Raw genomic sequence first — 21,190 nt, 5'->3', positions numbered from 1 at the left:
CTCCACCCAGGCGGCTGACGTACCGTCCGCCGCCCGATCCGGTGATACCCGGGCCGTTTGCGCCGTACGCCGGAAGGAGACAACAGGAGTACGGGTCTTTGCAGTTCACGGACCCGCTGCGGGGACCGGGGCCCGCGCCCCGACGACTCACCGGCAACCACCCGGCATTCACTTCGGCACGCACTCAGCAGTTCGCTCAGCACTGCACTCGGCATCTCACTCGGTAATCACCTTGGTTCGGAAGGCTGTTGGTCATGGTGATGGCGCAGCCCGAGCGGGGCGGGCTGCTGCCCGACCGTGCGGACACCCGGCGCGGCACGCTCGCCACCACCGCCTGCATGGAGACCCTGCAGGTGGGCTACCTCCACGCGGTCGCCGCCGCGGCCGGCTGCTCGCTGTCCCAGCCCTTCCCGGACAACGGCATCGACTGGCACGTCAGCCACAGCGCCCCCGGGCACACCGTCGACGACGAGGTGACCATCAAGGTGCAGCTGAAGTGCACGTACCAGATCCCGCCCCACCCGCCGGGCCCGTACTTCTCCTTCACCCTGGACAACGCCCACCTGGCGAAGCTCGCCCGTACCCCGGTCTCGGTCCACAAGATCCTGGTCGTGATGATCGTGCCGCGCTCCCAGGACCAGTGGCTGCGGGCCGGGCACGACCGGCTCGACCTCAGGCACTGCTGCTACTGGGTCAACCTCGCCGGCCACCCCGTCACGGGCCGGCACCGCACCACCGTGCGCATACCGACCTCGCGCATCTTCGACGACCGGGCCCTGTGCGAGATCATGACGCGGGTCGGGACGGGAGGCAGACCATGACGCACCGCCCCCTCGACGAGCCGCTGCGTCCGGCGCGACCGCACCCCGTCGACGCACCGCTCGGCGGCACCCCCCGCCCTGCCGACGTCGACCCGGCCGTGCTCGCCGCCCTGCTGCACCGGCACGGCTGGCAGCGGCACGGCGGCGCCGCCGGACAGTACGGCCGCTGGACGCCACCCGGGCCCGGCGGCGCCGCGACGAGCCTGCTGGTGCCCGTCAGCCGGGCCTTCCCCGACAGCGACGACCTGCTCGGTGAGGCGCTGGACGCACTGGCCCGCAGCCGGACGCCGTCCGCGCGCGCCGTGCTGGTCGCCCTCGCCGTGCCCAGTGACGAGATCCACTGGTGGCGGGACGTGCCGGGCGGCCCCGCGGGGACCGCGCCCTGGACCGTCGAGGAGCGGCTGCGCTCCGCCGCCCGGCAGACGCTGCTCGCCGCAGCGCTCGCCACGCGCGCGCGTGCCGGGTACCACGGCGCACGGCACCGCCGCCCGGCCGCCGCCTGCCTCGGTCACGTCCTCGTCGGCTCCGCGACCGGCGGCGGCAGCCTGACCGCGCTCGTGCCCGTCGATCCCGCCCGGCCGCTCGCCGTACGGCTCCACCAGGCCGTCTACGCCGTCCGCGAGGCCATCGACTACCGGCGGGCCACCGGCGCCCTGGACGCCTTCGACGGCGCGGTCCGAGCCGGCGCCAGCCGCGAGCTGACCGAGGCCCTGGTCGCACTGGTGCGCGGCACCGAGGGTGCCCGGATCGCGGTCGACTGGGCACCGGCCGCGGGCGCCCCGGCGGACTGCGCCGCAGCCGAGGCCGTCGAGTTCTCGCCCGGTGACCTGCCCGTCCTGCGCGAGGCGGGCGCCCGCTACCTGCGCGCCGAGCCGTCCGTGCCCGTGCGCGTCACCGGCGCCGTGGTCCGGATGCGCAGGACCCAGCCGCACGGCGAGGGCACGGTGCGGCTTCGGGTGCTCTCGGGCGCCGAGGTGCCCTACGTCCGCGTGACGCTGGACGAGGAGGACTACCGCACCGCCGGTCACGCCCACCTCGTCGGCCTGCCGGTGCGGGTGCTCGGCCGGCTGGAGAGCCGGGGCGGCTTCCGCCGGATCACGGGCGCCTGCGAGGTCGTCCCCGTACACGTGGACGACGAGGAGCGGGACCGGCTGATGAAGTCGCTGCAGGAGGAGCCGAAGGACACGGACTTCTTCGGGGAGCCGGACCCGGGGCAGGAGCCCGCCCCGGGCGCCTGAGGGACAACCGCTTCGCGGAGCGCCCCCGTGTCTCGGTACCATCCCAGTCATGCGCGCGCTCCCGGTATGGCGCCGCACCCACCTTCAGTCAGGAGAGACCGGTGTCAGACGTCCGTGTGATCATCCAACGCGATTCCGAGCGGGAAGAGCGCACGGTGACGACGGGCACCACGGCCGCCGACCTCTTCGCCGGCGAGCGCTCGATCGTCGCCGCGCGCGTGGGCGGCGAACTGAGGGACCTGGCGTACGAGGTCCAGGACGGCGAGACCGTCGAGGCCGTCGAGATCTCTTCCGAGGACGGCCTGAACATCCTGCGCCACTCCACCGCGCACGTCATGGCCCAGGCCGTGCAGGAGCTGTTCCCCGAGGCCAAGCTGGGCATCGGCCCGCCGGTCCGGGACGGCTTCTACTACGACTTCGACGTCGTGCGGCCCTTCCACCCCGATGACCTCAAGGCCATCGAGAAGAAGATGCAGGAGATCCAGAAGCGCGGGCAGAAGTTCGCGCGCCGTGTGGTCACCGACGAGGAGGCCCGCGCGGAGCTGGCCGACGAGCCGTACAAGCTGGAGCTGATCGGCCTCAAGGGCTCGGCCTCCGCCGACGACGGCGCGGACGTCGAGGTCGGCGCCGGCGAGCTGACCATCTACGACAACCTGGACGCCAAGACCGGCGAGCTGTGCTGGAAGGACCTCTGCCGCGGCCCGCACCTGCCCTCCACCCGCCTGATCCCGGCGTTCAAGCTGATGCGCAACGCGGCCGCCTACTGGCGCGGCAGCGAGAAGAACCCGATGCTCCAGCGCATCTACGGCACCGCCTGGCCGTCCAAGGACGAGCTGAAGCAGCACCTCGACTTCCTCGCCGAGGCCGAGAAGCGCGACCACCGCAAGCTGGGCAACGAGCTGGACCTGTTCTCGATCTCCGACCAGATCGGCTCCGGCCTGGCCGTCTTCCACCCCAAGGGCGGCACGATCCGCCGGGTCATGGAGGACTACTCGCGCCGCCGCCACGAGGAGGAGGGCTACGAGTTCGTCTACACCCCGCACGCGACCAAGGGGAAGCTCTTCGAGACCTCGGGCCACCTGGACTGGTACGCCGACGGCATGTACCCGCCCATGCAGCTCGACGAGGGCGTGGACTACTACCTGAAGCCCATGAACTGCCCGATGCACAACCTGATCTTCGACGCGCGCGGCCGGTCCTACCGGGAACTGCCGCTGCGCCTGTTCGAGTTCGGGACCGTGTACCGCTACGAGAAGTCGGGCGTCGTGCACGGCCTGACCCGCTCGCGCGGCTTCACCCAGGACGACGCGCACATCTACTGCACCCGCGAGCAGATGGCCGAGGAGCTCGACAAGACGCTCACCTTCGTGCTGAACCTCCTGCGCGACTACGGTCTGACCGACTTCTACCTGGAGCTGTCCACCAAGGACCCGGAGAAGTTCGTCGGCTCCGACGAGGTGTGGGAGGAGGCCACCGAGACCCTGCGCCAGGTCGGCGAGAAGCAGGGCCTGGAGCTGGTCCCGGACCCGGGCGGCGCCGCGTTCTACGGCCCGAAGATCTCCGTCCAGGTCAAGGACGCGATCGGCCGCACCTGGCAGATGTCAACGGTCCAGCTGGACTTCAACCTGCCGGAGCGGTTCAACCTGGAGTACACGGCGGCCGACGGCTCCAAGCAGCGCCCGGTCATGATCCACCGCGCGCTGTTCGGCTCCATCGAGCGCTTCTTCGCCGTGCTCCTGGAGCACTACGCGGGCGCGTTCCCGGCATGGCTGGCGCCGGTGCAGGCGCTCGGCATCCCGATCGGCGACGGGCACGTGGAGTACCTGGAGAAGTTCGCCGCCGCGGCGAAGAAGAAGGGCCTGCGGGCCGAGGTCGACTCGTCCTCCGACCGCATGCAGAAGAAGATCCGCAACGCCCAGAAGCAGAAGGTGCCCTTCATGGTCATCGCGGGCGACGAGGACATGGCGAACAACGCCGTCTCCTTCCGCTACCGTGACGGCTCCCAGGAGAACGGGATCCCCTTCGACGAGGCCATCGCGAAGATCGCGAAGGTCGTCGAGGAGCGGGCACAGGTCTGATCCGGCACCATTGATCCGCCACGCCGAAGGCCCCCGGAGAGACTCAGCTCCCCGGGGGCCTTCGCTCGTCGCCCGGCTGCGCGAAGCGCTGCATCAGCCACGACGAGAACGAGCCTGTCACCGCGCCCAGCAGCGCCAGCCCGCAGCCCATCAGGCCGACCGCCACCACCCGGCCCGTCGCCGTGACCGGCACGACGTCGCCGTAGCCGACCGTGGCCAGCGTCGAGCAGGCCCACCACACCGAGTCGCCGAACGTGCGGATCGTGGCGTGCGGGGCGCGGTGCTCCACGCCGTACACGCTCAGGGACGCCGCCAGTCCGAGCAGCAGCGCCGACAGGCCCGCGTACAGCATCACCCGCGCCTGCAGCGGCCACCGCGGGCCCCCGCGCCGGCGCTGTACGGCGTCGTAGACCCGCACGATCCGCACCGGCCTGAGCAGGGGCAGCAGCACGACCAGCGTGTCCAGCCAGTGCCGGCGCACGAAGTGCGCGCCCCGGCCGTTCAGCCGCCAGCGCACGCCGTAGTCGAGGGCGAACACCGCCCAGCTCACGGCCAGCACCGTTCGGCAGCCGACGGCCACGGCCGTGGGCAGGCCCTCGCCGAGGACCAGCACCGCGTACGAGGCGAGGTAGAGCAGGGACGCCACCGCGAGCGGCGCGTCCACCCGCCGCTCCCAGCGGGTCACAGGGCTGTCGTCGTCCACCGGCCCAGCTTGGCCGCACCCCCCGCCCCGGGCGCCCCGCCGACACGCCGCGAACGGCCGAAGCCATATGCTGCCTTGCATGACGAGTGAGCCGGAGCAGCAGATCGGAGTGGGGACGCAGGACGCGTTCCAGCGCCTGTGGACGCCCCACCGGATGGCCTACATCCAGGGCGAGAACAAGCCGACCGGTCCGGGGGCCAAGGACGGCTGCCCCTTCTGCGCCATCCCGGCCAAGTCGGACGAGGACGGCCTGATCGTCCGGCGGGGCGAGCAGGTGTACGCCGTGCTCAACCTGTACCCGTACAACGGCGGCCACCTGATGACCGTGCCGTACCGGCACGTCGCCGACTACACCGACCTCACCGAGGCGGAGACCGCCGAGCTGGGCGAGCTGACCAAGCAGGCCATGCGCGCGCTGCGGGCCGCCTCGGGCGCCCACGGGTTCAACATCGGCATGAACCAGGGCACGGTGGCGGGCGCGGGCATCGCCGCCCACCTCCACCAGCACATCGTGCCCCGCTGGGGCGGCGACACGAACTTCATGCCGGTGGTCGGCCACACACGGGTCCTGCCGCAGCTGCTCGCGGACACCCGGAAGATGCTCGCGGAGGCCTGGCCCGAGTAGACCCGGCCCCCGCCGGCCGGTCCTACGCGTCGTACAGGTCGGCCTTCCTGGGCGAGGCGTCCTGGACCGCGCCGCTGAGCACCGACGAGCGGTTGCCGAACTTCTCCACGTTCACGCCGTTCTCCCTGAGGACCTTCAGCGCCGCGGCGTGCACCACCCGCAGCACCGGGGTGGCGGCGCGCAGCGCGTCGTCGGCCATGAAGCGGTGGCGCCAGGGCTGGTCGGCCCAGGCATGCCGCAGGCCGAACGGCTCGGGCAGGCCCAGGCTGCCGCCGAGCCAGTTGAGCAGCGGCGGGTACCAGGTCAGCGGGGCGCGGGCGGCGAGGCGTACCACCTCGTCGGCGTCGATCAGGGGCAGCTTCACCTTGCGGGTCTCCCAGAACCGGAACGCCTTCTGCACCTCCTTCTCCTTGGCCGCGGGCTTGCCGTTGAACAGCGGGTGGACCGGGCCCAGGGCGTGGCCGGTGACCTCGATGCGCAGGGTGTCGTGCAGCACGGTGACCGTGATGAGCATGGTGATCACCAGGTGGCCGTCCCACAGCGTCCACTGCACGCCGAGGTAGTGGCGGTCGCCGCTGCCGAACTGCTGCTTGTTGCAGATGTCCTGGACCGCGTGGCTGCGGACGGTGTACGCGTCCACGTCCGCGCCGCCCGGCCGGGCGACCTCCTTGGCGTTCTCCCCGATCGGCGTGACGATCCAGTGCGTGATCGTGGGCTTGGGGAAGCCGCCGGTGTTGATGGACGTGCGCTCCAGCATGCCGAGGCCGCCCTGGATGGCGGTGATCACGTCCCAGCTGCGGAACGGGTGGAACTCCTTGCCCGGTTCGGCCGACACCAGGTCTTCGGCCAGCTGCCAGCTGCCCCAGCGGGTGCCCATGCCGAGTATGCCCTTGGGGCCGGCGTAGAAGACGGAGTTGGACCGCTGCTCGGCGCTGAGCCGGGCGAGTTCCTTGCGCACCTGCTCGGCGGCGTCGCCCGGGTTGCCGGGGACCGCCTCCGGGATCTTGGCGCCGACGCCGCCGCCGGAGAGCAGGCCCTCCCAGCGCTCGCGCAGGTCGCGCGCGGTGCGTTCACAGATCTGCTTGGCCCAGAACCAGCCGACGACCGGCATGACGACGGCCGCGCGGGCGTACCACGCCCAGAAGCCGTGGAACGGCATCTTGACCACGAAGAGCACGGCGAGCGCGCCCATGGCGACCAGCAGGGTGGTGGCGAGCACCCCGGCGCGCCTGTCCTCCCGGCGGCTCATCGTGGTGCGCAGCACGAACACCAGCAGCCACACCAGGAAGCCGGGCAGGAACAGCACCCCGCACAGCACGGTCACCGCCGCGAGCCAGTTGTCGCGCTCGCGGCGGATGCGGTGGGCCGCCAGGCAGTGCTCCACGACCACCTGGGGCTCCAGGCCGAAGGACTGGATCAGCGGCTTGCGGCCGGCGCCGAGCATGCGGTCGATGACCGCCCGGGAGAACGCCTCGCCGAGCCGCGGCCGCAAGATCCTCGCCCACCGGCGGGGCGGCTTGACCGTGGACTGGTGCCACTCGTTGTCGGCTTCCTTGATCTTGTCCACTTCGTCGTCCCGGTAGGCCGCGGCGGCCAGCGCGAACGTCGCCGCCGTCTGCCCCGCCGCACCCGACAGGGGAATCTGAGCCCCTGGACTGAAATCGAATCCGTCCGTCACCGCCGCCCCCACTGCCGCCGCCTCTGCACCTGCGGCCTTCCCGACTTCCCTGCCCCGCACACCTGTTGATCAGGTCATCAGCGTATCGGCACCCGCCGGCGCGCGGAGGTGGACGGCCGAAGCCGTCCACCTGTTCGGAGCGAAGCGTCCCGTACGAGCCTGTGGCGTCGCTCCGTTGTGCGCCCGGCGCGCCGACTAGGAGGCCTCACGCTCCTGTTGGCGCCACCGGTCGGCGACCTGCGGCGGCATCGGCTCGTGCCGGGCGTAGCGGCGGTCGAAACGGGCCGTGCCGTGCGACAGGGACCGCAGGTCGATCGCGTACCGGCCGATCTCGATCTCCGGCACCTCGGCCCGCACCAGCGTGCGCCCGCCGCTGACCTGCTCGGTGCCCAGCACCCGGCCGCGCCGTCCGGACAGGTCGCTCATCACGGCGCCCACGTAGTCGTCGCCGACCAGGACGCTCACCTCGGCCACCGGTTCCAGCAGATGGATCTTCGCGTCGGCCGCCGCCTCCCGCAGCGCCAGCGCGCCCGCCGTCTGGAACGCGGCGTCCGAGGAGTCCACCGAGTGCGCCTTGCCGTCCAGGAGCGTGACCCGGACGTCGATCAGCGGATGGCCGGCGGCCACCCCCTTGGCGGCCTGGGCCCGTACGCCCTTCTCCACGGAGGGGATGAACTGCCGGGGCACGGCGCCGCCGACGACCTTGTCGACGAACTCGATGCCCGAGCCGCCCGGCAGCGGCTCCACCTCGATCTCGCAGATCGCGTACTGTCCGTGGCCGCCGGACTGCTTGACGTGCCGGCCCCGGCCCGCCGACCGGTTCGCGAACGTCTCCCGCAGGGAGACCCGGTGCGGGACGACGTCGACCTGGACGCCGTAGCGGCTGCGCAGCCGTTCCAGGGCGACGTCGGCGTGGGCCTCGCCCAGGCACCACAGCACCACCTGGTGAGTGTCCTGGTTCTGCTCCAGGCGCATCGTCGGGTCCTCGGCGACCAGCCGGGCCAGGCCCTGGGAGAGCTTGTCCTCGTCCGCCTTGCTGTGCGCCTGGATGGCGAGGGGCAGCAGCGGGTCGGGCATCTCCCACGGGGCCATCAGCAGCGGGTCGCCCTTGGCGGAGAGCGTGTCGCCGGTCTCGGCACGGCTCAGCCTGGCCACGGAGACCAGGTCGCCCGCGACGGCGTGGGACACGGGGCGCTGCTGTTTGCCGAACGGCGTGGACAGGGCGCCGATCCGCTCGTCGACGTCGTGGTCCTCGTGTCCCCGGTCGGCCAGGCCGTGCCCGGAGACGTGCACCGTCTCGTCCGGGCGCAGGGTGCCGGAGAAGACGCGCACCAAGGAGACCCGGCCGACGTACGGGTCGGAGGAGGTCTTCACGACCTCCGCGACCAGTGGCCCGTCCGGGGCGCACGGCGTCAGCTCGCGCGGGCGGCCGTCGACCGTGGTCACCCCGGGCGCCTCGCGCTCCAGGGGCGTGGGGAAGCCGCGGACGATCAGCTCCAGCAGTTCCACCGTGCCGATGCCCTGCCGGGCGCCCTCCGCGGCCGGGGCGGCGGCGAGCACGGGGAAGAACACCCCGCGTGCGACGGCCCGCTCCAGGTCCTTGATCAGGGTCTCGACGTCGACCGGCTCGCCGCCGAGGTAGCGGTCCATGAGGGTCTCGTCCTCGCTCTCGGCGATGATCCCCTCGATGAGCCGGCCGCGCGCCTCGTCCATGCGCGGCAGCTCGTCCTCGCCCGGCTCGGACTCCTTGCGCTCCCCGGTCGAGTAGTCGAACAGCTTCTGCGTCAGCAGCCCGACCAGGCCGGTGACCGGCGCGTGCCCGTCGGGGCCCTCGGGGCCGTGCAGCGGCAGGTAGAGCGGCAGGACCGCGTCGGGGTCGTCCGCGCCGAACGCCTCGGCGCACACCCGGGTCATCTCCTCGAAGTCCGCGCGGGCGGCCTCCAGGTGCGTGATCACGATGGCCCGCGGCATGCCCACGGCCGCGCACTCCTCCCACACCATGCGGGTCGAGCCGTCCACGCCGTCGGAGGCGGAGACGACGAAGAGCGCCGCGTCCGCGGCCCGCAGACCGGCCCGCAGCTCCCCGACGAAGTCGGCGTAGCCGGGCGTGTCCAGAAGGTTGATCTTGATGCCGTCCCATTCGACGGGCACCAGGGAGAGCTGCACCGAGCGCTGCTGCCGGTGCTCGATCTCGTCGTGGTCCGAGACACAGCCGCCGTCCTCGACGCGCCCCGCCCGGTTCACCGCTCCCGCTGTCAGCGCGAGAGCCTCCACCAGGGTCGTCTTGCCCGCTCCGGAGTGGCCGACCAGCACCACGTTCCGTAGGGACGCGGGTCGGTCGACCGCCGCTGCCCTGCCGGCGGCCCCGGGATGTGTGTGCGCCTTGTCGCCCATGGTCCTGCCTCCCGTGCACGGTGAGGTCACTGTGGGCGCGGACACGCGGCACCGCGTCACTGGCGGCTCCTGCGACGCCCGCGGTCATTCGAGCTTTCCACTCCCGTCACGCCGCGTCCATACGAAGGACCCGATCCCGCCTCCCGGGCGTGCTCCGGCACCCCTCGGCAGGCGCCCGGCGGGGGCCCGCGGGTGCCCGGGCACCGCCCACGCGCGCGCGTGACTACGATGGGCCAGCCGGTGGCCAGCAGGGGCCGCCCGCCGACAGCGACCCTCGGGAAGGCCATGCTGAACAAGTACGCGCGTGCATTCTTCACGCGTGTCCTCACACCGTTCGCCGCGTTTCTCATCCGCCGGGGAGTGAGCCCCGACACGGTCACGCTCCTGGGCACCGCCGGGGTGATCGCGGGCGCGCTGGTCTTCTACCCCCGGGGCGAGTTCTTCTGGGGCACGGTCGTGATCACGCTCTTCGTCTTCTCCGACCTGGTCGACGGGAACATGGCCCGCCAGCTCGGCCGCTCCAGCCGCTGGGGCGCCTTCCTGGACTCCACGCTGGACCGGGTCGCCGACGGAGCCATCTTCGGCGGCTTCGCCCTGTGGTACGCCGGGCGGGGCGACGACAACATGCTGTGCGCGGTGTCGATCTTCTGTCTGGCCAGCGGCCAGGTGGTGTCGTACACCAAGGCGCGCGGCGAGTCGATCGGGCTGCCCGTCGCCGTCAACGGGCTCGTCGAGCGCGCCGAGCGGCTGGTGATCTCCCTGGTCGCGGCCGGTTTCGCGGGCCTGCACAAGTTCGGCGTCCCCGGCATCCAGTACCTGCTGCCGATCGCCCTGTGGGTCGTCGCCGCCGGCAGCCTGGTCACCCTCGTCCAGCGCGTCGTCACCGTGCGCCGTGAGTCGGCCGAGGCGGACGCCGAGGCCGCCCGGCAGGAGAACCAGGGGAGCGGGGCGTCGGCATGAGCGCCCGCGAGCGGCTCGCCGACACCCTCTACGGCCTGGGCTGGAGCACCGTCAAGAAGCTCCCCGAACCCGCCGCCGTACGGCTCGGCCACACCATCGCCGACCTCGCCTGGAAGCGGCGCGGCAAGGGCGTCCTGCGGCTGGAGGGCAACTACGCGCGCGTGGTGCCCGACGCGTCCCCCGAGCGGCTGGCCGAGCTGTCCCGCGCGGGCATGCGCTCTTACCTGCGCTACTGGATGGAGTCCTTCCGGCTGCCCGCCTGGAGCCCCGAGCGGGTGCGCGGCGGCTTCGCCCCCAAGGACGTGCACCACCTGACCGACGGCCTCGCCTCCGGCCAGGGCGTCGTCCTCGCCCTGCCCCACCTGGCCAACTGGGACCTGGCGGGCGCCTGGGTCACCACCGAACTGGACACGCCCTTCACCACCGTCGCCGAACGCCTCAAGCCCGAGACGCTCTACGACCGGTTCGTCGCCTACCGCGAGGGCCTCGGCATGGAGGTCCTGCCGCACAGCGGCGGTTCCGCCTTCGGCACGCTCGCCCGGCGGCTGCGCGACGGCGGCCTGGTCTGCCTGGTCGCCGACCGCGACCTGTCCGCCTCCGGCGTCGAGGTCGAGTTCTTCGGCGAGACGGCCCGCATGCCGGCCGGGCCCGCCCTGCTCGCCCAGCAGACCGGCGCCCTGCTCCTGCCCGTCACCCTCTGGTACGACGACTCGTCCGTCATGCAGGGGCGCGTCCATCCCCCGATCGAGGTACCCGAGACAGGTACGCGGTCCGAGAAGACGTCTGTCATGACACAGGCGCTGGCCGATGCCTTCGCCTCGGGGATCGCCGACCATCCGGAGGACTGGCACATGCTGCAGCGACTGTGGCTCGCGGACCTGGAACCCCGGCCCGGGGACGGGGAGCGCGCGTGAGGATCGGCATCGTCTGCCCGTACTCCTGGGACGTCCCCGGGGGCGTGCAGTTCCACATCCGCGACCTCGCCGAGTACTTCGTCCGCCTCGGCCACGAGGTGTCCGTCCTCGCCCCCGCCGACGACGAGACCCCGCTGCCGCCCTACGTCGTCTCGGCCGGCCGCGCGGTCCCGGTGCCGTACAACGGGTCCGTGGCCCGCCTGAACTTCGGCTTCCTCTCGGCGGCCCGGGTACGGCGCTGGCTGCACGAGGGCCGCTTCGACGTGATCCACATCCACGAGCCCACCTCGCCGTCCCTGGGCCTGCTGACCTGCTGGGCGGCGCAGGGGCCGATCGTGGCCACCTTCCACACCTCCAACCCCCGGTCCAGGGCGATGGTCGCCGCGTACGCCATCCTCCAGGCCGCCCTGGAGAAGATCAGTGCCCGCATCGCCGTGAGCGAGTACGCCCGGCGCACCCTGGTCGAGCACCTCGGCGGGGACGCGGTGGTCATCCCCAACGGCGTCGACGTCGACTTCTTCGCGCGGGCCGAGCCCCGCCCCGAGTGGCAGGGGCGGACGATCGGCTTCATGGGCCGCATCGACGAGCCCCGCAAGGGCCTGCCGGTGCTGATGCGGGCCCTGCCGAAGATCCTCGCCGCCCACCCGGGAGCCCGGCTGCTGGTCGCCGGCCGCGGCGACGAGGAGGAGGCCGTGGCGAGCCTGCCGCGGGAACTGCACGCGCGCGTGCAGTTCCTCGGCATGATCAGCGACGAGGACAAGGCGCGCTTCCTGCGCAGCGTCGACCTGTACGTGGCCCCCAACACCGGGGGAGAGAGCTTCGGCATCATCCTCGTCGAGGCGATGTCCGCCGGTGCGCCGGTCCTCGCCTCCGACCTCGACGCCTTCGCCCAGGTCCTCGACCAGGGCAAGGCAGGCGAGCTGTTCGCCAACGAGGACGCGGACGCGCTCGCCGACGCGGCCGTACGCCTGCTCGCCGACCCGGCCCGCCGGGCCGAACTGCGCGCCCGCGGCAGCGCCCACGTCCGCCGCTTCGACTGGTCGACGGTCGGCGCGGACATCCTCTCCGTCTACGAGACGGTCACCGCGGGCGCCGCGGCGGTGGCCGCCGACGACCGCACCACGGGCCTGCGCGCCCGCCTGGGGCTGGCCCGCGACTGAGCCGGCGTCCGACGGGCTCCGGCCGGGTGACCCGGCGGTCCGGCGGGCTCCGGCCGGAGGTGCAGCGTGGGCGGCGTCGCCGGGGTCCGCCGGGCGCGGCGGGTGCGGGCCGGGGGCGCCCGCCAGGTGCGTGAGGGGCACGGCTCCGGGGCGAACACGGGGATGCACGCGAGGGACCGGCGCATGCCCCGCTGACCGGGGGCCGGCGCGCCCCTCAGCAGTGCGCGCCCCCGGAAACGTCCTCCGGTGTGCGCGGGGCACGTTGCCCGTACGACCGAGGGCGCGCACGCTGGGGAATGGGCCCCGCGCCGGGCGGGCACACCTTCCGAGCGGGACCAGGGCAAGCTCTATGCCGGCCGGCGCACCATCCGCTGCGGGACCAGCACACACCCGTACGGGACCGCACACCCCCGGGACAGGCGCCCCGTCGTACGGGACCAGCGCCACCCCCCGCCCGCGACGAGCCGCCCCCACCGGCGGCAGCCGCCCCTCCCCGCCCCGGTAGCCTTGCCGCCCGTGACCGCAACGCTCATCTGGATCCTTGTCGCGCTCGTCGCCGTCGGGCTGTACCTGAGCTGGACGGCGGGACGACTGGACCGGCTGCACGCACGGATCGACGCCGCCCGGGCCGCGCTCGACGCCCAGTTGCTGCGCCGTGCCTCCGTGGCCCAGGAACTGGCCACCTCGGGAGTGCTCGACCCGGCCGCCTCGATCGTGCTCTACGAGGCCGCGCACGCCGCCCGGCAGACCGAGGAGGACCAGCGGGAGGTCGCCGAGAGCGAGCTGAGCCAGGCACTGCGGGTGGTGTTCGCCGAGACGCAGCAGGTGGAGGCGGTCCGTGCCGCGCCCGGCGGCGAGGCGGCGGCGCGTGAACTGGCCGAGGCGGTGCGCCGCGTGCCGATGGCCCGCCGCTTCCACAACGACGCCGTCGGCGCGGCCCGCAGACTGCGCCAGCACCGCAAGGTCCGCTGGTTCCGCCTGGCCGGGCACGCCCCGTTCCCCCTGGCCTTCGAGATGGACGACGAACCGCCGCAGGCACTGGTCGAGCGCGTCGCCTAGCGGCCGCCCGCCCGGCGCCCCGCCGAAGGGCAGCGCCGAAAAGGATCCACCCACTCACCATTGGCCCTTGCCGTGGACTGGTCCACTCGCGTTTCCTCTGGGGTGCATCAACCCCCTCTTTCCACCCGAGTGAGGTCACCCGTGTCCACCACGCTTCCCGAATCCGCCCAGACTCCCGAGACCGGCACCGCGCGCGTCAAGCGCGGCATGGCCGAGCAGCTCAAGGGCGGCGTGATCATGGACGTCGTCACGCCGGAGCAGGCGAAGATCGCCGAGGACGCGGGCGCCGTCGCCGTCATGGCCCTGGAGCGGGTCCCGGCCGACATCCGCAAGGACGGCGGCGTGGCCCGCATGTCCGACCCGGACATGATCGAGGGCATCATCGAGGCCGTCTCGATCCCGGTCATGGCCAAGTCCCGCATCGGCCACTTCGTCGAGGCCCAGGTCCTGCAGTCCCTCGGCGTGGACTACATCGACGAGTCCGAGGTCCTCACCCCGGCCGACGAGGTCAACCACTCCGACAAGTGGGCCTTCACCACCCCCTTCGTCTGCGGCGCCACCAACCTCGGTGAGGCCCTGCGCCGCATCGCCGAGGGCGCGGCCATGATCCGCTCCAAGGGCGAGGCCGGCACCGGCAACGTCGTCGAGGCGGTCCGCCACCTGCGCCAGATCAAGGGCGAGATCGCCAAGCTGCGCGGCTGCGACAACAACGAGCTGTACGCCGCCGCCAAGGAGCTGCGCGCCCCCTACGAGCTGGTCAAGGAGGTCGCCGAGCTGGGCAAGCTCCCGGTGGTCCTCTTCTCGGCCGGCGGTGTGGCCACCCCCGCCGACGCCGCGCTGATGCGCCAGCTCGGCGCCGAGGGCGTCTTCGTCGGCTCCGGCATCTTCAAGTCCGGCGACCCGGCCAAGCGCGCCGCCGCCATCGTGAAGGCCACCACCTTCTACGACGACCCGAAGATCATCGCGGACGCGTCCCGCAACCTGGGCGAGGCCATGGTCGGCATCAACTGCGACACCCTCCCCGAGGCCGAGCGCTACGCCAACCGCGGCTGGTAACCACCCCATGAGCAGCGAAGCCCCTGTCATCGGCGTCCTGGCCCTCCAGGGCGACGTACGGGAGCACCTCATCGCCCTGGCCGCGGCCGACGCCGTGGCCAGGGCGGTCAGGCGCCCCGAAGAACTCGCCGAGGTGGACGGTCTGGTCCTGCCCGGCGGCGAGTCCACCACCATCTCCAAACTGGCCGTCCTCTTCGGCGTGATGGAGCCCCTACGCGCGCGCGTGCGGGACGGCATGCCCGTCTACGGCACCTGCGCCGGCATGATCATGCTGGCCGACAAGATCCTCGACCCGCGCTCCGGGCAGGAGACCGTCGGCGGCATCGACATGATCGTGCGCCGCAACGCCTTCGGCAGGCAGAACGAGTCCTTCGAGGCCGCCGTGGACGTCCAGGGCATCGAGGGCGATCCTGTGGAGGGCGTCTTCATCCGCGCCCCCTGGGTCGAGTCCGTCGGCGCCGGGGCCGAGGTGCTCGCCGAGCACGGCGGCCACATCGTCGCGGTCCGCCAGGGCAACGCGCTGGCCACGTCGTTCCACCCGGAGCTGACCGGCGACCACCGCGTGCACGCCCTGTTCGTCGACATGGTGCGCGAGATGCGGGCGGCGGAGTCCTTGTAGGATCTCCGGGGGTACCTCCCGGCTGCTTCAGACCCGGGGGCGTTCGTACAGGATGGGTTTACGCGAAGGAGACAGGCAGATGTCCGGCCACTCTAAATGGGCCACGACGAAGCACAAGAAGGCCGTCATCGATGCCAAGCGCGGCAAGCTCTTCGCGAAGCTGATCAAGAACATCGAGGTCGCGGCGCGCATGGGCGGCGTCGACCTGGACGGCAACCCGACGCTCTACGACGCCGTGCAGAAGGCCAAGAAGCAGTCGGTCCCGAACAAGAACATCGACTCCGCGATCAAGCGCGGTGGCGGTCTCGAGGCCGGCGGTGCCGACTACGAGACGATCATGTACGAAGGCTACGGTCCGAACGGCGTCGCGGTGCTCATCGAGTGCCTCACCGACAACCGCAACCGCGCCGCCTCCGACGTCCGCGTCGCCATGACCCGCAACGGCGGCTCCATGGCCGACCCGGGCTCGGTGTCGTACCTGTTCAACCGCAAGGGCGTCGTGATCGTCCCCAAGGGCGAGCTGACCGAGGACGACGTCCTGACGGCCGTCCTGGACGCGGGTGCCGAGGAGGTCAACGACCTCGGTGAGAGCTTCGAGGTGCTCAGCGAGGCCACCGACCTGGTCGCGGTCCGCACCGCCCTCCAGGACGCCGGAATCGACTACGACTCCGCCGACGCCAACTTCGTCCCGACCATGCAGGTCGAGCTGGACGAGGAGGGCGCCAAGAAGATCTTCAAGCTGATCGACGCCCTGGAGGACAGCGACGACGTGCAGAACGTCTTCGCCAACTTCGACGTCAGCGACGAGGTCATGGAGAAGGTCGACGCCTGACGCCCCGCACGCACGGCGGTCCCGGCGGGCCGGAGGGACACGTCCCCCGGCCCGCCGCCGTTGTCAGTGGCACCCGATAGCCTGCGCGGACAGGAGATCGAAGGGAAAGATCGCGTGCGCGTACTGGGGGTGGACCCGGGGCTGACCCGCTGCGGGGTCGGTGTCGTGGAGGGCGTGGCGGGCCGGCCGCTGGTCATGGTCGGCGTAGGCGTCGTCCGCACGCCCGCGGACGCCGACCTCGGCCACCGCCTGGTCGCCGTCGAGCAGGGCATCGAGCAGTGGCTGGACGAGCACCGCCCGGAGTACGTCGCGGTGGAGCGCGTCTTCAGCCAGCACAACGTCCGTACGGTCATGGGCACCGCCCAGGCCAGCGCCGTCGCCATCCTGTGCGCCTCCCGCCGCGGCATCCCCGTCGCCCTGCACACCCCCAGCGAGGTCAAGGCCGCCGTCACCGGCAGTGGCCGGGCCGACAAGGCCCAGGTCGGCGCCATGGTCACCCGCCTGCTCCGGCTCGCCGCGCCCCCGAGACCCGCCGACGCCGCGGACGCGCTCGCGCTCGCCATCTGCCACATCTGGCGCGCCCCCGCGCAGAACCGGCTCCAGCGTGCCGTGGCCCTGCACACCGCCGCAGCGCGCACGAGCGCCCCGCCGCGCAAGACAGCACCGTCCCCGAAGACAGCTCCGCACACGAAAGGCCGGACGGCATGATCGCCTTCGTCAGCGGCACGGTCGCCGCCCTCGCCCCCGACACCGCGGTGATCGAGGTCGGCGGCGTCGGGATGGCCGTTCTGTGCACCCCGAACACCCTCTCCACGCTCCGCACGGGACAGCCCGCCAAGCTGCACACCTCCCTGGTCGTCCGCGAGGACTCGCTGACCCTGTACGGCTTCGCGGACGACGACGAGCGCCAGGTCTTCGAACTGCTCCAGACCGCCAGCGGCGTCGGCCCCCGCCTCGCCCAGGCCATGCTCGCCGTGCACGCCCCCGACGCCCTGCGCCGCGCCGTCGCCACCGGCGACGAGAAGGCCCTCACCGCCGTTCCCGGCATCGGCAAGAAGGGCGCCCAGAAGCTGCTCCTCGAACTGAAGGACCGCCTCGGCGAACCGGTCGGCGCGCCCGCGGTCGGCGCACCCGTCACGCAGGGCTGGCGCGACCAGCTGCACGCCGCCCTCATCGGACTCGGCTACGCCACCCGGGAGGCCGACGAGGCCGTCACGGCCGTCGCACCGCAGGCCGAGGCCGCCGGGGGCACCCCCCAGGTGGGGCAGCTCCTGAAGGCGGCCCTGCAGACCCTGAACCGAGCCCGCTGACGCACCGGGCCCCCGCTAGGAGACATCCGCAGTGAACTGGGACGACACGCCCGACACCGACGCCGCCGAGCGGCCCGCCGGACCCCCCGCCGAGCGGCTGGTGGGCTCTGTCGCCGACCACGAGGACCAGGCCGTCGAGGCCGCCCTGCGCCCCAAGGACCTGGGCGAGTTCATCGGCCAGGAGAAGGTCCGCGAACAGCTCGACCTCGTGCTGCGCGCCGCACGCGCGCGCGGCGCCACCGCCGACCACGTGCTGCTCTCCGGCGCCCCCGGCCTCGGCAAGACCACCCTGTCGATGATCATCGCGGCGGAGATGGGCGCGCCCATCCGCATCACCTCGGGCCCCGCCATCCAGCACGCCGGCGACCTCGCCGCCATCCTCTCCTCCCTCCAGGAGGGCGAGGTGCTCTTCCTCGACGAGATCCACCGCATGTCGCGGCCCGCCGAGGAGATGCTGTACATGGCGATGGAGGACTTCCGCGTCGACGTGATCGTCGGCAAGGGTCCCGGCGCCACCGCCATCCCGCTCGAACTGCCCCCCTTCACCCTGGTCGGCGCCACCACCCGGGCCGGACTGCTGCCGCCCCCGCTGCGCGACCGCTTCGGCTTCACCGCGCACATGGAGTTCTACGAGCCCGCCGAACTGGAGCGTGTCGTGCACCGTTCGGCGCAACTGCTCGACGTGGAGATCGAGGCCGACGGCGCCGCCGAGATCGCCGGCCGCTCCCGGGGCACGCCCCGCATCGCCAACCGCCTGCTGCGCAGGGTGCGGGACTACGCGCAGGTCAAGGCCGACGGGATCATCACCCGCGAGATCGCCGGGGCGGCCCTCGCCGTCTACGAGGTCGACGCCCGCGGCCTCGACCGGCTCGACCGGGCGGTCCTCCAGGCGCTGCTGAAGCTGTTCGGCGGCGGCCCGGTCGGCCTGTCGACGCTCGCCGTCGCGGTGGGGGAGGAGCGCGAGACCGTCGAGGAGGTCGCCGAGCCCTTCCTCGTCCGCGAGGGCCTGCTGGCCCGCACCCCCCGCGGCCGGGTGGCCACCCCGGCGGCCTGGGCGCATCTCGGCCTCACCCCGCCCGGTGCGCCGGGCAGGGGAAACGGACAACAAGACCTGTTCGGGGCGTGACGGCGATCCATTGGCCCGGGGAGGAACCCAGGTGCCATGCTGAGCGTTGTTCCTTGCGCGCGGACTCCCTTAGACTCCGCCGATGCCGCCCTTGTCGGCACCATGCACACCCCCAACCATCAGGCCGCTCCCCATCGCGGTCGTGTGAAGGAAGTTCCGACCCGTGAGTCTCGTGACCCTCCTCCCGTTCATCGTGCTCATCGGGGCCATGTTCCTGATGACCCGGTCGGCCAAGCGCAAGCAGCAGCAGGCCGCCACCATGCGGAACCAGATGCAGCCCGGTAGTGGAATCCGCACCATCGGGGGCATGTACGCGACGGTCAAGGAGGTCAACGACGACACGGTCCTCGTCGACGCCGGGCCGGGCGTCGAACTGCTCTTCGCCAAGAACGCGATCGCGACCGTCCTGTCCGACGACGAGTACAACCGCATCGTCCACGGCATCGAGCACGACCTGAAGTCCGACGCCGACATCGTCCCCGACGACGCCTCCTCCCTCACCGAGACCGACGAGCCCGCCGCCGACGCTTCCGCCGCCTCCGACGACAAGCCCATCGACCTCGGCAAGAAGGACGCGGTCGAGGCGGAGGAGCCCGCCGACGCCCCCACCGAGGCGAAGACGGACGCAGAGCCGAAGAAGACCGACGGCGACTCCGAGGCGAAGTAGTCACCACCCAGGGCGCGCGGCACCGCCCGCGCGCCCTGGGACGTGTTCACTTCGCGCGGGATCCCGACACCATGTCATGGCCGCCCACCGGGCCCACCGGCGCGGAGCGGCCCGAGAGGGAGTACGAGAAGGTGGCAGCACCTAAGAAGGGCCGGAGCGCGAGCGCCCAGAGCAAGCCATGGCGCTCGCTGGCCCTCATCCTGATCGCCATCGTGGCGCTCACCGGAGGCATGTTCGCCTCAGGGCACACCACCCCGCGCCTCGGCATCGACCTGGCCGGCGGTACGAGCATCACCCTGCGGGCGGTCCCCGAGCGCGGTCAGGAATCCGCGATCAACAAGACCAACATGGACACCGCGGTCGACATCATGAACCGCCGTGTCAACGGTCTCGGTGTCTCGGAGGCCGAGGTCCAGACCCAGGGCGATCGCAACATCATCGTCAACATCCCCAAGGGCACGAACTCCCAGCAGGCCCGGGAGCAGGTCGGTACCACCGCGAAGCTGTACTTCCGCCCGGTGCTGGCCACCGAGCCCTCCGGTGCGCAGGCCCCGCCCAGCCCGACGCCGAACCCCTCCTCCAGCGCCTCCGGCAAGCCCGGTGCCGCTGGTGACAAGGCCACGGACAAGACCGGCGGCAAGGACAAGGCGCCCTCCGGCTCCGGCAGCCCCTCGGCGACCAAGCAGGGCCGCGCCGTCACCGACGGCCTGAAGGCCGACGCCACCCCCTCCAACGGTGCCACGGGGAGCCCGGACCCGAAGACGTCAACCACCTCGAAGGGGTCCACGCCCCCGAAGGGCTCCGCCTCCCCGTCGGCGGGCGGCGACGCCAACGCCAAGCTCCAGGCCCAGTACGCCGCCCTGGACTGCTCCAAGGAGTCGGTCCGCGCCACGGCCGGCAAGGGCGTCAAGCCCGCCGAGTCGACCGTCGCCTGCGGCAAGGACTCGCAGGGCCTGTGGTCGAAGTTCCTCCTCGGCCCCGCCGCCGTGGACGGCACCGACGTCAAGAAGGCCCAGGCCGTCTTCAACACGCAGAACGGCTCGGGCTGGACCGTCACCATGGAGTTCACCTCCAAGGGCGCCAAGAAGTTCGCGGACGTCACCGGCAAGCTGGCCCAGAACCAGACGCCGCAGAACGAGTTCGCCATCGTCCTGGACGGCAACGTCGTCTCCAACCCGTACGTCCAGCAGGCGCTGACCGGCGGCAACGCGGAGATCTCGGGCCGCTTCACCCAGTCAGAGGCCCAGGGCCTGTCCAACATGCTGTCCTACGGTGCGCTGCCGCTGACCTTCAAGGAGGACAGCGTCACCACCGTCACCGCCGCGCTCGGCGGAGACCAGCTGCACGCCGGCCTCATCGCGGGTGCCATCGGCCTCGCCCTGGTCGTCATCTACCTGCTGATCTTCTACCGCGGTCTGTCGGTCATCGCGATCCCCTCGCTGCTGGTCTCGGCGATCCTCACCTACGTGATCATGGCGCTGCTCGGCCCCGCCATCGGCTTCGCGCTGAACCTGCCGGCCGTGTGCGGTGCCATCGTGGCGATCGGCATCACGGCGGACTCGTTCATCGTGTTCTTCGAACGCATCCGGGACGAGATCCGCGAGGGCCGGTCGCTGCGGCCCTCCGTGGAGCGCGCCTGGCCGCGCGCCCGCCGCACCATCCTCGTCTCCGACTTCGTGTCCTTCCTCGCCGCCGCGGTGCTCTTCATCGTCACCGTCGGCAAGGTGCAGGGCTTCGCGTTCACCCTCGGGCTCACCACCGTGCTCGACGTGGTGGTCGTGTTCCTGTTCACCAAGCCGCTGATGACGATCCTCGCCCGCAGGAAGTTCTTCGCGAACGGCCACAAGTGGTCCGGCCTCGACCCCAAGGCCCTGGGTGCCAAGCCTCCGCTGCGCCGCACCCGCCGCCCCAACCGTCCCACCGGCCCCGTCGACCCGAAGGAGGCGTGAG

General features: G+C 72.2%; 19 protein-coding genes. 16 read left to right on the top strand and 3 right to left on the bottom strand.

Annotated elements, in window-relative coordinates; translation table 11 throughout:
• The first annotated feature begins 254 nt into the window (after nucleotides 1–254).
• From AB0G56_RS08040 to thrS, 3 genes are all read left to right on the top strand, one after another.
• The gene (locus tag AB0G56_RS08040) at nucleotides 255–821 is read left to right on the top strand and encodes a DUF4365 domain-containing protein (RefSeq protein WP_360965389.1); all 567 of its coding nucleotides are present in this window, start codon (nucleotides 255–257) and stop codon (nucleotides 819–821) included.
• On the top strand, nucleotides 818–2,059 hold the full coding sequence (locus tag AB0G56_RS08035; RefSeq protein ID WP_360965386.1) for a hypothetical protein: 1,242 nt from the start codon (nucleotides 818–820) through the stop codon (nucleotides 2,057–2,059). The genes AB0G56_RS08040 and AB0G56_RS08035 overlap by 4 nt, the downstream gene beginning before the upstream one ends.
• 101 nt (nucleotides 2,060–2,160) lie before the next feature.
• Nucleotides 2,161–4,137: a threonine--tRNA ligase gene (gene thrS / locus AB0G56_RS08030; protein ID WP_360965383.1), complete on the top strand. Its 1,977-nt coding sequence runs from the start codon at nucleotides 2,161–2,163 to the stop codon at nucleotides 4,135–4,137.
• A gap of 43 nt (nucleotides 4,138–4,180) precedes the next feature.
• Here thrS and AB0G56_RS08025 read toward each other — a convergent pair whose 3' ends face one another.
• Entirely contained in the window at nucleotides 4,181–4,840 is a 660-nt protein-coding gene (locus AB0G56_RS08025) for a potassium channel family protein (RefSeq protein WP_360965380.1), read from the bottom strand.
• Between the two features lie 67 nt (nucleotides 4,841–4,907).
• Here AB0G56_RS08025 and AB0G56_RS08020 point away from each other — a divergent pair, with 67 nt between their 5' ends.
• Nucleotides 4,908–5,465: an HIT domain-containing protein gene (locus tag AB0G56_RS08020; RefSeq protein WP_360965377.1), complete on the top strand. Its 558-nt coding sequence runs from the start codon at nucleotides 4,908–4,910 to the stop codon at nucleotides 5,463–5,465.
• A 22-nt stretch (nucleotides 5,466–5,487) separates the two neighbouring features.
• On the opposite strand, the gene AB0G56_RS08015 is transcribed toward AB0G56_RS08020, so the two are convergent.
• Nucleotides 5,488–7,143: a hypothetical protein gene (locus tag AB0G56_RS08015; protein ID WP_360965374.1), complete on the bottom strand. Its 1,656-nt coding sequence runs from the start codon at nucleotides 7,141–7,143 to the stop codon at nucleotides 5,488–5,490.
• Nucleotides 7,144–7,338: 195 nt separating this feature from the next.
• Nucleotides 7,339–9,537, bottom strand: a complete 2,199-nt coding sequence (locus AB0G56_RS08010; protein ID WP_360965371.1) for an elongation factor G-like protein EF-G2 — start codon at nucleotides 9,535–9,537, stop codon at nucleotides 7,339–7,341.
• A 228-nt stretch (nucleotides 9,538–9,765) separates the two neighbouring features.
• Between AB0G56_RS08010 and pgsA the strand changes: the two genes are divergently transcribed.
• The 12 genes from pgsA to secD all read left to right on the top strand — a co-directional run bounded on the left by pgsA (nucleotide 9,766) and on the right by secD (nucleotide 21,189).
• Nucleotides 9,766–10,497, top strand: coding sequence for a phosphatidylinositol phosphate synthase (gene pgsA / locus AB0G56_RS08005; protein ID WP_360966035.1), 732 nt, complete (start codon nucleotides 9,766–9,768; stop codon nucleotides 10,495–10,497).
• Nucleotides 10,494–11,411 carry a phosphatidylinositol mannoside acyltransferase gene (locus tag AB0G56_RS08000; RefSeq protein ID WP_360965368.1) on the top strand — a complete coding sequence of 306 codons (918 nt, stop codon included), beginning with the start codon at nucleotides 10,494–10,496 and terminating at the stop codon, nucleotides 11,409–11,411. Before pgsA ends, AB0G56_RS08000 begins: the two co-directional genes overlap by 4 nt.
• On the top strand, nucleotides 11,408–12,571 hold the full coding sequence (locus AB0G56_RS07995; RefSeq protein ID WP_360965365.1) for a glycosyltransferase family 4 protein: 1,164 nt from the start codon (nucleotides 11,408–11,410) through the stop codon (nucleotides 12,569–12,571). The genes AB0G56_RS08000 and AB0G56_RS07995 overlap by 4 nt, the downstream gene beginning before the upstream one ends.
• 516 nt (nucleotides 12,572–13,087) lie before the next feature.
• Nucleotides 13,088–13,630: a hypothetical protein gene (locus tag AB0G56_RS07990; protein ID WP_360965362.1), complete on the top strand. Its 543-nt coding sequence runs from the start codon at nucleotides 13,088–13,090 to the stop codon at nucleotides 13,628–13,630.
• Between the two features lie 141 nt (nucleotides 13,631–13,771).
• The gene (gene pdxS / locus AB0G56_RS07985; protein ID WP_360965359.1) at nucleotides 13,772–14,686 is read left to right on the top strand and encodes a pyridoxal 5'-phosphate synthase lyase subunit PdxS; all 915 of its coding nucleotides are present in this window, start codon (nucleotides 13,772–13,774) and stop codon (nucleotides 14,684–14,686) included.
• 7 nt (nucleotides 14,687–14,693) lie between these two features.
• Nucleotides 14,694–15,305, top strand: coding sequence for a pyridoxal 5'-phosphate synthase glutaminase subunit PdxT (pdxT, locus tag AB0G56_RS07980; protein WP_360965357.1), 612 nt, complete (start codon nucleotides 14,694–14,696; stop codon nucleotides 15,303–15,305).
• 79 nt (nucleotides 15,306–15,384) lie between these two features.
• Nucleotides 15,385–16,137: a YebC/PmpR family DNA-binding transcriptional regulator gene (locus tag AB0G56_RS07975; RefSeq protein ID WP_360965355.1), complete on the top strand. Its 753-nt coding sequence runs from the start codon at nucleotides 15,385–15,387 to the stop codon at nucleotides 16,135–16,137.
• A 114-nt stretch (nucleotides 16,138–16,251) separates the two neighbouring features.
• Complete coding sequence (gene ruvC, locus AB0G56_RS07970) at nucleotides 16,252–16,845, top strand: crossover junction endodeoxyribonuclease RuvC (RefSeq protein WP_360965352.1); 594 nt, start codon at nucleotides 16,252–16,254, stop codon at nucleotides 16,843–16,845.
• Complete coding sequence (gene ruvA, locus AB0G56_RS07965; RefSeq protein ID WP_360965350.1) at nucleotides 16,842–17,447, top strand: Holliday junction branch migration protein RuvA; 606 nt, start codon at nucleotides 16,842–16,844, stop codon at nucleotides 17,445–17,447. Before ruvC ends, ruvA begins: the two co-directional genes overlap by 4 nt.
• Before the next feature lie 31 nt (nucleotides 17,448–17,478).
• Nucleotides 17,479–18,573 carry a Holliday junction branch migration DNA helicase RuvB gene (gene ruvB / locus AB0G56_RS07960; RefSeq protein ID WP_360965347.1) on the top strand — a complete coding sequence of 365 codons (1,095 nt, stop codon included), beginning with the start codon at nucleotides 17,479–17,481 and terminating at the stop codon, nucleotides 18,571–18,573.
• A gap of 163 nt (nucleotides 18,574–18,736) precedes the next feature.
• Entirely contained in the window at nucleotides 18,737–19,240 is a 504-nt protein-coding gene (gene yajC / locus AB0G56_RS07955; RefSeq protein WP_360965344.1) for a preprotein translocase subunit YajC, read from the top strand.
• A gap of 131 nt (nucleotides 19,241–19,371) precedes the next feature.
• Nucleotides 19,372–21,189: a protein translocase subunit SecD gene (secD, locus tag AB0G56_RS07950; RefSeq protein ID WP_360965341.1), complete on the top strand. Its 1,818-nt coding sequence runs from the start codon at nucleotides 19,372–19,374 to the stop codon at nucleotides 21,187–21,189.
• Nucleotide 21,190 lies beyond the last annotated feature (1 nt).

This window comes from Streptomyces sp. NPDC021356 (assembly GCF_040641015.1).
Classification (GTDB): Bacteria; Actinomycetota; Actinomycetes; order Streptomycetales; family Streptomycetaceae; genus Streptomyces.
The sequence above is the reverse complement of the archived record's forward strand: the minus strand, read 5'-3'. Positions and strand labels throughout refer to the sequence as shown.

Bases quoted from the DNA above. Each gene is read 5' to 3' on its own strand.
- AB0G56_RS08040 (WP_360965389.1), top strand. From the start codon at position 255: ATGGTGATGGCGCAGCCCGAGCGGGGCGGGCTGCTGCCCGACCGTGCG.
- AB0G56_RS08035 (WP_360965386.1), top strand. From the start codon at position 818: ATGACGCACCGCCCCCTCGACGAGCCGCTGCGTCCGGCGCGACCGCAC.
- AB0G56_RS08020 (WP_360965377.1), top strand. From the start codon at position 4,908: ATGCTGCCTTGCATGACGAGTGAGCCGGAGCAGCAGATCGGAGTGGGG.
- AB0G56_RS08010 (WP_360965371.1), bottom strand. From the start codon at position 9,537: ATGGGCGACAAGGCGCACACACATCCCGGGGCCGCCGGCAGGGCAGCG.
- pgsA (WP_360966035.1), top strand. From the start codon at position 9,766: ATGGGCCAGCCGGTGGCCAGCAGGGGCCGCCCGCCGACAGCGACCCTC.
- AB0G56_RS08000 (WP_360965368.1), top strand. From the start codon at position 10,494: ATGAGCGCCCGCGAGCGGCTCGCCGACACCCTCTACGGCCTGGGCTGG.
- pdxT (WP_360965357.1), top strand. From the start codon at position 14,694: ATGAGCAGCGAAGCCCCTGTCATCGGCGTCCTGGCCCTCCAGGGCGAC.
- AB0G56_RS07975 (WP_360965355.1), top strand. From the start codon at position 15,385: ATGTCCGGCCACTCTAAATGGGCCACGACGAAGCACAAGAAGGCCGTC.
- ruvA (WP_360965350.1), top strand. From the start codon at position 16,842: ATGATCGCCTTCGTCAGCGGCACGGTCGCCGCCCTCGCCCCCGACACC.